Source organism: Flavobacterium sp. I-STPP5a (assembly GCF_009764685.1).
In the GTDB taxonomy this organism is placed as follows: domain Bacteria; phylum Bacteroidota; class Bacteroidia; order Flavobacteriales; family Flavobacteriaceae; genus Flavobacterium.
Genome location: NZ_VHLM01000071.1, coordinates 46,243 through 58,343, shown reverse-complemented (window position 1 = coordinate 58,343; position 12,101 = coordinate 46,243). Strand labels below are relative to the sequence as shown.

The window sequence follows — 12,101 nt, the reverse complement described above, 5'->3', positions numbered from 1 at the left end:
AGGGAGAAACTTTCTAATACATTTTTATATTCTTTATCTCAGTATGTTAAGATATTTGTCCGCCGCGGCGGATGTTTAAAGTTTGAGGTTTAATGTTACAGGTTGAAGAACTTGAAACTATAAAAACTTGAAACTCCTTAAACAATAATCTTAAGGTGGTTATTGCGGCGGGGCTCACCTCTTCCCATCCCGAACAGAGTAGTTAAGCCCGCCTGCGCAGATGGTACTGCAGTTATGTGGGAGAGTATGTCGTCGCCTTTCTTTGAAAGCCCATTCTAATCGGATGGGCTTTTTTTATATCATTTACTTTTTACAAGTAAGGTACCTTAGCTCAGATGGTAGAGCAATGGACTGAAAATCCATGTGTCCCTGGTTCGATCCCTGGAGGTACCACAACCAGCTCGGATGGTGAAATTGGTAGACACGCTGGACTTAAAATCCAGTGAACAGCAATGTTCGTGCGGGTTCAAGTCCCGCTCTGAGTACGTAGAGAAACCCTTCAGCACTGTCGTGTTGGAGGGTTTTGTCTTTAATACAAGTCTTTATTGGGATCAATCCCAAAACCTGTGGGGAATGAAAAAAGGATCAATCCCAAAACCTGTGGGGAATGAAAAATTAAGCATAAATAGTTGTTAGCCTAAAAAGGAAGAATGCAACATTTTTAACGCCTCTAAATTGTGTTCTAAAAGCTTTTATTTTAGCGTTGAACGACTCTGCAGATGCTTTTGTGCTTCTGTTATCAAAATAGTTTAGTATGGTTTGGTAATGATTTATTATAGATCTTGAGATTGTATTGAAAGACTTAAATCCAGATTGACTTACTTTTTCATGCCATTTAGCTAATCTTGAGAGTCCAATGATTTTATCTGTTGTCGTCTCGAAGGTATTTCTCAACTCTGTAGCTAATTATATGCTTTTTCGATATCGGGATATAATTCAAATAATAGCGTGGCACGTTCTATTTGGTTTTCGGACCATTTAGATTTGTTTTTATAGAGTAAATAGCGGCTGCGAGCTAGTAGCTGTTTAAGTGTGTCTCCATTAGATAGTACTTTAGGTTCAAACTTTTTGGTGCCTTTTTTAGCTTTTTCTATAGCTTCATTTTCTTGATCTATTGCTTGCCAACGGTATTTGATTCTGATTTCTTGTAAAGCATCCAATGCTAATTTTTGAACATGAATTTAGCGTAGCGGTATCACGAATACCAAAATTAAAATGAAAGATATGAGTAAAGCGGTCTGTAACTCGCGTAGCATTTGGAAAACATTTCCTAGCAACGAGTCCCATATTTGCTGCCATATCTAGGGTAATTTCTGTGACTTGATTACGTGCCTTGAGAGGGATTTTTTCAAGAATAGCAATTATAGTATCGGCTTTAGTTCCTGCAAGCATAGCTACGATAGTTCCTTTTCTTCCTTTACCTGCTTTGTTGGTTAAGATCGTATAGAGTTCCCCATTGAAGAATGAAGTTTCGTCAATCGATAAATGTTTACCTACGTTTTGTGGAAAAATTGGCCATTGCTTGGCGTGAGGCAGTTGATCCCAGGTTTTAAAATCACTGAGAAAATCTTTGTATTGATGTTGCAGATTTTTGCCGCTAACTCCATAGAAAGAAGCAATTGCATTACAATCGTTTGGTCTGGATTTTATTGATTTCTTTTAAAAAAGACGCAAACTCCTGTGTTGCCCGAGTCTCATCTGTTGCTAAGTTCCAATCTCTATAAACTACTTGTCCAGTATCTTCGTTGAGCCATCTTCTGAGTGTGATATGCAGATATACTTGATGACCTCGAATGGGAAAGTCTTGAACTGTTAATTCATCAATGAGCCTTTTAGGGCTTAATTTATTCTGTATATACCCTTTAGGAATAGAATTGATTTCTTTTAAGTATAGATGAAGTATTTCTTCTTGTTGAGCCTAAACACTGAAAGAAAACAGTTCTATAAAGTATTATTTGTATTGCTAAATCAAAAATGCTAAGTTCTGTGCTTTTTTGTTGATTTTTTAGTATTGGATAGTTATGTAAGACTTTAAAATAATTTTGTACTTTTTCATCTAGTTTATGAGAATGTGACTAGATGTAAAATAATATCTTTAACAATTTTCATTATATATAGCTCAAGTTTATATTAAATCTAAAGTTCGTTCCAATGCCATTCCTCGAGATCCTTTAATCAAAATGGACGTGTTTTTTAAGTTTATCTGTGAAAATGCTTTTGAAAAATTTTCAAATGTATCAAAAAACGAGAAATTGCTCGTATTGATCTTAGTGTTGTAAAAGGATTTGCCTATGAAATAGCAGTTTATATTGTCTGAAATGGATAACATTTTAACAATGTTTTCATGCTCGTTTTGACTATCTGTGCCTAATTCAAACATATCTCCCAAAACTAAAATTTTAGTCGGGTTTTCTAGTTGTAAGAAGTTTCCGATGGCTACTTTCATGCTGCTGGGATTAGCATTGTAGGCATCTAAAATAATTGAATTCGTGTTTTTTGTAATTAACTGGGATCTATTGTTTTCAGGAATGTAATTTTCAAGTGCTTTTTTAATATCTGCATCAGGCACTTTAAAAAAATTACCTGCTGTAATTGCAGCGTTCAAATTGTTTGCGTTATATAAACCTATCAAATGGGAGTTGATATTGATTTCGTGATAGCTTACTGTAACTAGTGGATTTGCAGTTACGGAATGAATAAATATATTTGCTCGTGGGCTTTGTGTTCCAAATGAAAAAGTTTTAATAGCACTAGATCGTTTAACTTGAATAGGATCATCAAGATTTACGAACACAACTTTGTTATTTCTTTGCAAGTAATCATACATTTCACTTTTCCCTTTTATAACTCCTTCGATACCGCCAAACCCCTCAAGATGGGCTTTCCCGAAATTTGTAATATAACCATAATCAGGTTTAGCTATCTCGCAAAGAAAAGCAATTTCTTTTTGATGGTTAGCTCCCATTTCTACAATACCTATTTCGGTTTTATTTGTAAAAGAAAGTAAGGTTAATGGAACGCCAATGTGATTGTTTAGATTGCCAACTGTTGATTTTACATTATATTTCATAGCAAGAACTTTTGAAATAAGTTCTTTTGTAGTTGTTTTACCATTGCTTCCAGTAAGAGCAATAATGGGTAAGCCTAAAAAAATTCTGTGGTATTGTGATAGTTCTTGAAGTGCTTTTAAGCTATCTAGGACGAGAATCGTTCTGTCGTCGATAAAGTATTCGGAATTGTCAATTATTACGTATGCGGCCCCATTTTGCAATGCTTCTTTTGCAAATGTATTAGCATCAAAACGTTCTCCTTTCAAGGCTATAAACATGCAGTTTTTTTCAATTTTTCGGGTATCAATTGAAATTGAGCTGCATTTTAAAAACAAACTATGAATTTGCTGTATATTCATATGAATTAATTTAAAAAATAATAGCCCTAAAAAGGGCTATTACTGTACATATTATAAAGGGTGATTATTTATTTCTAACGGATCTTTTCTTATCAGCTTTTGGACCAACTCTTGACATTGCACATCTAAAACCAATATAGTCTGTTGCCATATCTTGAGGAAAATAACGTCTTTGAGCTGGATCTAGCCAATAGGCTCTATCTCTCCATGATCCTCCTTTGTAAACTCTAGATTGATCGTTTATTAAAGTAGTTCTTTTGCTTGATCTATCAAATTTACGAACCATTTTTCCTAAGCTATCTGTTGTTACATTGTGTTTAGGAGAGTTGTACATAGTTCTTTCTGATTTTGCTTTATCATCTTCCGACTCACCAAAATCATAATATCTGGTAGATTGTTTATCTCCATCTCTGTAGTTGATGTTATTGCTTTTGTCAAAGTTTTGTCTTAAATAAGTTTCTTGTTCATCAACTGGAACTTGTGTAATTTGACCTGGTAAATTTCTAGCTACTATTTTACCATTGCTTAAGGTGTCGTATTTAATGTTTTCTTTAGTTACAATAACAATTTTACCATCGGCGCCAATCATGTTCTTGGTATATAAATTACCTCTAAAGTAGTTGAAATCATTTGCTTCATTATCTACTATAGGTCTGTAAACATCTTGAACCCATTCGGCAACATTACCTGCCATGTCGTATAATCCGAAATCATTAGCAGGATATTTTTTAACTTCGTTAGTGATATCAGCACCATCATCAGACCATCCTGCAATTCCGCCGTAATCTCCATTACCTTGTTTGAAATTTGCAAGTTGATCACCTTTAGACTGTCTTTTGCCCGAACGAGTATAACCACCTGACCATGGGTATTTTTTCTGTCCTTTATAAATGTTGTATTCTCTTTGTCCAGCATCTGCGGCAGCAGCATATTCCCATTCTGCCTCTGTTGGTAGTCTGTATTCTGGTAATAAAATTCCAGATGATCTTTGAGCGTATACATTTTTAGGTTCAATGACAGCACCATTTTTACCACTCTTGGTTTGCTTTTTAGCATTTCTCCCTTTCAGAACAATCGTCTCATCTCCACCGTATGCAGATGTTGGCGAGTTTAAATAAGCTTCAGTGTCAAAATTACTATCCGCTGATACGTCATTTGTCTTGGCATTTTTCTTCAAATAGCCATTTTTCTCTAACAATGCTTCGTTAACACGTTGTGTTCTCCAATTGCTAAACTCAACGGCTTGAATCCAGTTTACACCTACAACTGGATATTCAGCATAAGATGGATGTCTCAAGTAATTGTTAGTCATTGTTTCATTATAACCTAATCTATTTCTCCATACTAATGTGTCAGGGGAAGCACCTTCGTATATGTTTTTGTAATTTTCTTCAGTTGGAGGATATACACTTTTTAACCATTCTAAGTAGTCAAGATACATCGAATTCGTAACTTCTGTTTCATCCATGTAAAAAGACTGCACGTGCTGTTGTGTTGGTGAGTTGTTCCAGTCGTGCATTACGTCATCCTCAACTTTACCCATGGTAAATGTACCTCCTTCAACAAAAACCAATCCTGGTCCAGCTTCTTGTTTCTTTTTGCTAGCTCCTTTCTTGCTATCCATGTTCCAACCGGTTGCTCTTGATGTGTTTTTAGAGCTGGATTTTTTACTACAACTTGAGAAACCAACAATCAATATGATTGATAGTAACACTTGTAGGCCCATAATTTTGTTTGCTTTCATATTATTTAGTAGGTAATAATTTAGTGCTGTTCTATACTATTTAATGTCAAATATCGAAATTACATAGTAATGTAAAACTCAGTTTTAACATTAATTTATATATCACAACGCAAATTTATAATAATTATTATTTAAAACGATATGTTTTGATTTATTTTTACCAATAAATACTAGGATTTAAAATAATACGTTAAAAAAAGAATGAGAAAAATACTTTTGTTTCTTGTAGTCTTTATTCCAGGATTTAGTTTTTCGCAAATAAATAGTGAAGTAAAGTTGAATTGGTTTGAGAAAAAAGAGATGTATTATGGTGCAAATTACGTAGTCATCCCTTATTTTTCAGGAGATGAGTTTTATTATGATGATGCTAATCAGTCTCTTAAAGCTCATTGCAAAGTCTCTAGTAATTTAAGTTTTCAAGAAGGTAAATTACAAGTTAGTTCTGTAGTTTATGAATCTATAGATAAAGAACTTTTAGGGGATTTAAATCTAAAAAATATACCTTCAAAAATTGATTTTGAGTTAGTTATTTCTTCAGCACGAGATCTAGTGACTGCTCAGATTATTTTTTCACCCATAGTGAAGGACGAATTTGGTTTTAAAAAAATTATTTCTTTTAGTTATTCTATTAGTAGCAACGCACCTTTAGCTAATCGTAGTTTTAAAACTGCGTCCGGTATTACTAATTCTTTATTGTCTAATGGTAATTGGTACAAGTTTTATATAGAAAAATCGGGAGTTTATAAACTGTCTAAAAAGTTTTTAGAGCAACTAGGTATTGATTTTAAAAATGTAGACGCAAGGAAAATTAAAATATTCGGAAATGGTGGCAGGATGTTGCCTTTAAGCAATAGCATAGTATACCCAGATGATTTAATGGAAAATACCATTCAAGTTATTGGAGAAAATGACGGCACGTTTGATGACTCGGACTATGTACTTTTTTATGGTGAAGGAACAGATACATGGAACGAAGAAAGTCGGACCAATATTAATTTATATGATTCTAAATCCTATTATTACGTTAGTATTCAAGGTGAAAATGGTAAGAGAATTAGTCCCTTGGTACAACCCACAGGAGCTCCTACGTTAAAGTTAAATACATTTGATGATTATCAATACTATGAAAAGGATATAACAAATATTGGTAAATTGGGCAGGCAATGGTTTGGGGAGTCATTTGAAATTAAAAACGAGCAAGAATTCGAATTTAATTTCCCAAATGTTGACACCTCAGTTCCTATAAAAGTCATGTTGACTGCCGCTTCGGCTGCATTTACATCGACGTCTTTTAATGTAACTGCAAACGGTAGTGTTCTTGCTACACTCTCTTTTCCAGCACTTAGTAATACATCAAGCACGGAGTTTTTTGTAGCTAATTTGCCTAGTAACACCACAATAAATGGTGCTGAAAGTGTTAAAATAAAACTCAATTATAATAACAATGGTGTTCCGGGTTCTAAAGGATTTTTAGATCAAATTCGACTTGTAGCAAAAAGGAAACTTCAAGGATATGGAAAGCAATTTCAGTTTCAATACGATGCTGGTAACGCTACCAGTGGAGTTGTGAATTATACGGTTTCAAACGCTGCTGGGATTTCGCAAATTTGGGACGTAACGGATATTTATAACGTTAAAACGGTTGTGAATTCCAATCAAAATACGATTGATTTTAAAGCCAATTTAGGTGAAATTAAAAAATATGTTGCGCTTGTAGATGCAGAGTTTTTTACGCCTTTGAAAGATGTGCAAACACGAGTTTCTAATCAAAATTTAAAAGGAACACTATTTTTGAACAGGTCAGGGAATTTTCAAGATATAGATTATGTAATTATTTCGCCAGCTGTACTCGTGCCGCAAGCAGAGACATTGGCTAATTTTCATCGCTCAAATTCGGGCTTAAATGTAAAAGTAATTCCGCTGGAGTTAATTTACAACGAGTTTTCGTCGGGAAAGCAAGATATTGCAGCAATCAGAAATTGCATTAAATACATTTATCAGAACGCTTCAAGCACTGACAAAAGGCTTAAATATATTAATCTTTTTGGAGATTCTTCGTATGACTACAAAAATAGAATTCCAAACAATACTAATGTTGTACCTATATATCATGCTTTAAATAGCAGCAGTTCTGGGGAATCTTCTTATGCGTCGGATGATTTTTACGGCTTGATGGATGCTAACGAAGGTAATATTACTTCTTCTTTTGGTGGTATTGATATTGCTGTAGGAAGAATGCTTGTTAATAATGCTAAACAAGCAAATGAAATGATTAATAAAGTTTTGGAATATCACAACTCAGAATCGTACGGTAGCTGGCGAAATAATTTCGTGCTGATTTCAGATGATTCAGATGTGTTATCCGATGCCAATTTGCAAAACAAACAAAATAATCTAGCGAATACGATAGCTGCTGAAAAACCATTTTTTAATGTCAATAAAATTCTTCTAGATTCATACATACAGGAGGCAGCTGCAGGTGGTGCTCGATATCCAAAAGCTAGAACAGATTTTTTTAACGCTTTTGAAAAAGGAGCATTGGTTTTTAATTACCTAGGGCATGGTGGTGAAGACGGACTGTCGGTTGAGCGTATTTGGGAAAAATCGGATGGTCAAAATTTAAGCAATCAATTCAGATATCCTTTATTTATAACCATCACTTGTGAGTTTTCAAGATTCGACAACCCTTCCCGGCCTACTGCAGGAGAGTTTACGTATTGGAACCCAAAAGGCGGTGCCATAGCTATGATTACCACTATAAGATCTATTGGTCAGTTTAGCGCTGAAACTTTTAATGATACGTTTACAAAAAACTTGCTTTCTTACGGTTCTAATCAATACACATCTATAGCTGAAGCTCTTAGGATTTCGAAAAATAGTAATCCTAACTCGGCAACAAATGTTGTTTTTTACATCGGTGACCCTGCTTTAATGCTTGCTATTCCTCGACCCAAAATTAGATTGACAAAAGTTAATGATGTTCCTGTAAGTCAGACGATAGAAGATTTTAAGTCTTTGTCAAAAATAAAAATTACTGGTGAAGTTAGTGATGAAAACAATAATATTATTTCAAATTATAATGGTGAAGTTACCTCGGTGATTTTTGATAAAATGCGCAACAGAACCACGCTTAATAATGACGGCAATAGTCCACCCATCAACTTTAATGTACTGGGCGAAACTATTTTTCGCGGAAGCGCTAGTGTCGTAAATGGACAATTTGAATACAGTTTTATTGTACCAAGAGACATAAGGATGCCTGTTGCAAACGGAAGAATTAGTTTTTATGCCAAAAAGAAAGACGCTTTACAAAATGAAAATGGTTTTGATAGCAATATTAAAATAGGTGGGATCAATGAAAATGCCCCACTTGATACAGCAAGTCCTACAGTACACTTGTATATGAACGATGAAAATTTTGTATCTGGCGGAAATACGAATGAATCTCCTTTTTTACTTGCAAAATTAAGTGATGAAAGCGGAATCAACACGGCAAGCGGAATAGGTCATGATATTGTTGCTGTTTTAGATGGTGATGTGAATAATCCTTTTATATTGAACGATTATTACCAAGCGGATTTGGATGATTTTACTAATGGAACACTACGTTTTCCTCTTCGAAACCTTAAGCCTGGTATACATACGATCAGTTTCAAAGCTTGGGATGTTTATAATAACCCTATAATTGCCGAAATACAGTTTGTGGTTGTGGGTAATGATACGCTAACCTTGAGTAATGTGCTTAATTATCCCAACCCATTTGTAAACTATACTGAGTTTTGGTTTACTCACAACAAACCATTTGAACCGCTAGAAGTTCAAGTTCAAGTGATGACGGTGACTGGAAAAATTGTTTGGACTAAAAATCAAATTGTGAATACTGACGGTTTCTTATCAAAAGAACTCACTTGGAATGGAAGAGATGATTTTGGCGATAAGTTAGGAAAAGGAGTTTATGTGTACAAACTAACCGTAAAATCGAATGTGACTAATAAAAAAGCAGAAAAATTCGAAAAACTTGTAATACTTTAATAATGTACTATATTTGTTTAATAAATAGGAGCCTAGTAATGAAAAACATAATTCCGATTCTTGCAATGCTTTTTTGCATGAATATCACATCCGCACAAGACAGAACAATAAATCCAGGTGTACCATTTTTATTGGTCGCTGCCGATGCTAGAGCAGCAGGTATGGCTGATATGGGAGTAGCAACATCAGCAGATGCTTTCTCGCAACAATGGAATCCTGCAAAATATGCATTTTCTAAAGATGCTCAGGGATTTTCGGTAAGTTACACGCCTTATTTGACTGATTTGGTAAATGATATTTCATTAGGTCAGCTTACCTACTATAACAAGTTGAATGAAAAAAGTGCTTTTGCTGGAAGTATTCGCTATTTTGGTCTTGGCGAAATCGAATTACGTAACGACGCAATTGACGAACCTAGAATTGTCTCGCCAAATGAATTTGCGGTTGACTTATCGTACTCCTTAAAATTGAGTGAGAAATTTTCGATGGCTGTAGGAGGACGATTTGTCAATTCTAACTTAAAGGTAGCTTCGGATGCTAATGATGCAACTGCTGCTAATACTTTTGCAGTAGACGTAGCAGGTTTTTTTCAATCAGAAGAAATTGCCTATTCTGACTTTAACGGACGTTGGAGAGCTGGATTTAATTTTCAAAATTTAGGACCAAAAATTAGTTATGACAATGATGATGTTAATAATAATTTTATCCCCGCTAATTTAAAGTTAGGTACTGGATTTGATTTTATATTAGACGATTTTAATAAAGTAGCTCTTAATGTAGAATTCAATAAATTGCTAGTTCCTACTTTTCAAAAAAACGACTTAAATGGTGATGGACTGACTACACCTGAGGAAGCAAATCAAAATTTAGAAAACTACAGGTCTATAGGGTGGACTTCGGGCATTTTTAAATCATTTGGTGATGCACCAGACGGAATGAGCGAAGAATTGAAAGAAGTAACCTATGCCGTAGGTGCAGAGTATCTTTATCAAGATTCATTTGCCATGAGATTGGGTTATTTTCATGAAAGTCCTCAAAAAGGTGCACGACAATTTTTTTCATTAGGAGCAGGATTTAAGTACAGTACTATCAAGGTAGATGTATCTTATTTATTTTCAGCATCTAAAGTGAGAAACCCACTAGAAAATACATTACGATTCTCCTTGACATTTAATTTTGGAGATCAATACGATGAATATTAAAAATTTAGAATAATTACTTACTGATAATCCAAATTGCACCTTTTTTTAAAAGTGTAATTTGGATTTTTTTTCCCTTACAAATATGAAAGAAATAATAATTTCAACACAATTTACAGCATTCGAGACTACACAAGACATGCCAATAGAAGTTCAAGGTTTAATGCAGCAGGCCGTTGAAGTGCGTAAAAATGCTTATGCACCGTATTCAAAATTTAGAGTGGGAGTCGCAATTTTATTAGATAATGGGGAGGTAATTGTAGGTTCAAATCAAGAAAATGCTGCTTATCCATCAGGATTGTGTGCAGAGCGTGTAGCTATTTTTTATGCTGGTGCAAAGTATCCCGATGCGAAAGTTTTAAAAATGGCTATAACAGCTGCGTCAGATACCAATCAAACCACTGCGCCAATTCCACCTTGTGGATCGTGCAGGCAATCAATTGCAGAATATGAAATCAAACAAGAAATGCCTATAGAAATTTATTTTATGGGTGAAATAGGTTTGGTTTACAAATCAGACTCCTTGAAAAATTTATTGCCATTTATGTTCGATAAAAAATTCCTTTAAAATTCCCAAAAACTAGCCATTATATTTTAGTTCTTACGCGGAATGTCTTATTTTTGCGTTTCGCAAATTTGTGGGAGGAAACTATTTTGCGTTATAGGTTCAAATTGATTCAACAATAACACTTAAGCAAAAGAAAAATTCAGATGAAAGAAGTTACAAAAGAAGTATATGTAAAATGGTATGAAGACATGCTATTTTGGAGAAAGTTTGAGGATAAACTAGCGGCATTATACATTCAACAAAAAGTTAGAGGTTTTTTACATTTATACAATGGTCAAGAAGCAGTATTAGCAGGAGCGCTTCACGCTATGGATTTGACTAAAGACAAAATGATTACCGCTTATAGAAATCACGTACAGCCAATAGGTATGGGTGTGGATCCTAAGCGTGTAATGGCAGAGTTACTTGGTAAAGTTACAGGTACTTCAAAGGGAATGGGTGGTTCTATGCACATTTTCTCAAAAGAGCACCGTTTTTATGGAGGTCACGGTATTGTAGGAGGTCAAATTCCAGTAGGTGCTGGTTTAGCATTTGCAGATAAATATTTTAATACTGGCGGTGTGACTATGACCTATTTTGGGGATGGAGCTGCACGTCAAGGTTCTTTACACGAAGCTTTTAATATGGCTATGCTATGGAAATTACCTGTAGTTTTTATTGTTGAAAACAATGGATACGCTATGGGAACCTCTGTAGAAAGAACAGCAAATCATACGGATATCTGGAAACTAGGTTTGGGTTACGAAATGCCATGCGGACCCGTAGATGGAATGAATCCCGTAAAAGTTGCTGAAGCAATGACAGAAGCAATTGATAGAGCACGTCGTGGTGATGGACCAACATTCTTAGAAATGAAAACATACCGTTACAGAGGTCACTCTATGTCGGATGCGCAATTATACCGTTCTAAAGAAGAAGTTGAAGAATACAAAAAAATAGATCCAATTACACAAGTTTTAGATGTGATTAAAGGTCATAACTACGCGACAAGCGAAGAAATAGAAGCTATTGATCAAAGAGTGAAAGATTTGGTTGAAGAGTGTGCTAGATTTGCCGAAGAGTCTGATTACCCACCAATTCAACAATTGTACGACGTAGTCTACGAACAAGAAAACTATCCTTTTATACCTCATAAACTATAAATCAATT

Annotated in this window: 6 protein-coding genes, 2 tRNA genes, 1 rRNA gene and 1 pseudogene; 7 read left to right on the top strand and 3 right to left on the bottom strand. The window is 34.7% G+C overall.

The window, feature by feature from the left end:
• Positions 1-151: 151 nt before the first annotated feature.
• From rrf to FJV36_RS13200, 3 genes are all read left to right on the top strand, one after another.
• Positions 152-261: ribosomal RNA gene (gene rrf, locus FJV36_RS13210) — 5S ribosomal RNA — on the top strand.
• A 59-nt stretch (positions 262-320) separates the two neighbouring features.
• Positions 321-393: transfer RNA gene (locus tag FJV36_RS13205), tRNA-Phe, on the top strand.
• A 6-nt stretch (positions 394-399) separates the two neighbouring features.
• Positions 400-485 (top strand) — tRNA-Leu (locus FJV36_RS13200).
• Positions 486-615: 130 nt separating this feature from the next.
• On the opposite strand, the pseudogene FJV36_RS13195 reads toward FJV36_RS13200, so the two are convergent.
• From FJV36_RS13195 to gldJ, 3 genes and pseudogenes are all read right to left on the bottom strand, one after another.
• Positions 616-1,587 (bottom strand): annotated as a pseudogene (locus FJV36_RS13195) (transposase).
• Positions 1,588-2,125: 538 nt separating this feature from the next.
• Entirely contained in the window at positions 2,126-3,409 is a 1,284-nt protein-coding gene (gene murF, locus FJV36_RS13190) for a UDP-N-acetylmuramoyl-tripeptide--D-alanyl-D-alanine ligase (RefSeq protein ID WP_158729213.1), read from the bottom strand.
• A gap of 64 nt (positions 3,410-3,473) precedes the next feature.
• The gene (gldJ, locus tag FJV36_RS13185; RefSeq protein WP_158729214.1) at positions 3,474-5,153 is read right to left on the bottom strand and encodes a gliding motility lipoprotein GldJ; all 1,680 of its coding nucleotides are present in this window, start codon (positions 5,151-5,153) and stop codon (positions 3,474-3,476) included.
• Between the two features lie 201 nt (positions 5,154-5,354).
• Between gldJ and porU the strand changes: the two genes are divergently transcribed.
• From porU to pdhA, 4 genes are all read left to right on the top strand, one after another.
• Entirely contained in the window at positions 5,355-9,185 is a 3,831-nt protein-coding gene (gene porU, locus FJV36_RS13180; RefSeq protein ID WP_158729215.1) for a type IX secretion system sortase PorU, read from the top strand.
• 38 nt (positions 9,186-9,223) lie between these two features.
• Positions 9,224-10,387, top strand: a complete 1,164-nt coding sequence (gene porV / locus FJV36_RS13175) for a type IX secretion system outer membrane channel protein PorV (protein ID WP_158729216.1) — start codon at positions 9,224-9,226, stop codon at positions 10,385-10,387.
• 82 nt (positions 10,388-10,469) lie between these two features.
• On the top strand, positions 10,470-10,952 hold the full coding sequence (cdd, locus tag FJV36_RS13170) for a cytidine deaminase (protein WP_158729217.1): 483 nt from the start codon (positions 10,470-10,472) through the stop codon (positions 10,950-10,952).
• A gap of 143 nt (positions 10,953-11,095) precedes the next feature.
• A complete protein-coding gene (gene pdhA, locus FJV36_RS13165; RefSeq protein ID WP_158729218.1) occupies positions 11,096-12,094 on the top strand; it encodes a pyruvate dehydrogenase (acetyl-transferring) E1 component subunit alpha in 999 nt (332 codons plus the stop codon).
• The last annotated feature ends 7 nt before the right edge of the window (positions 12,095-12,101 follow it).

Bases quoted from the DNA above. Each gene is read 5' to 3' on its own strand.
- porU (WP_158729215.1), top strand. From the start codon at position 5,355: ATGAGAAAAATACTTTTGTTTCTTGTAGTCTTTATTCCAGGATTTAGT.
- porV (WP_158729216.1), top strand. From the start codon at position 9,224: ATGAAAAACATAATTCCGATTCTTGCAATGCTTTTTTGCATGAATATC.
- murF (WP_158729213.1), bottom strand. From the start codon at position 3,409: ATGAATATACAGCAAATTCATAGTTTGTTTTTAAAATGCAGCTCAATT.
- gldJ (WP_158729214.1), bottom strand. From the start codon at position 5,153: ATGAAAGCAAACAAAATTATGGGCCTACAAGTGTTACTATCAATCATA.
- pdhA (WP_158729218.1), top strand. From the start codon at position 11,096: ATGAAAGAAGTTACAAAAGAAGTATATGTAAAATGGTATGAAGACATG.
- cdd (WP_158729217.1), top strand. From the start codon at position 10,470: ATGAAAGAAATAATAATTTCAACACAATTTACAGCATTCGAGACTACA.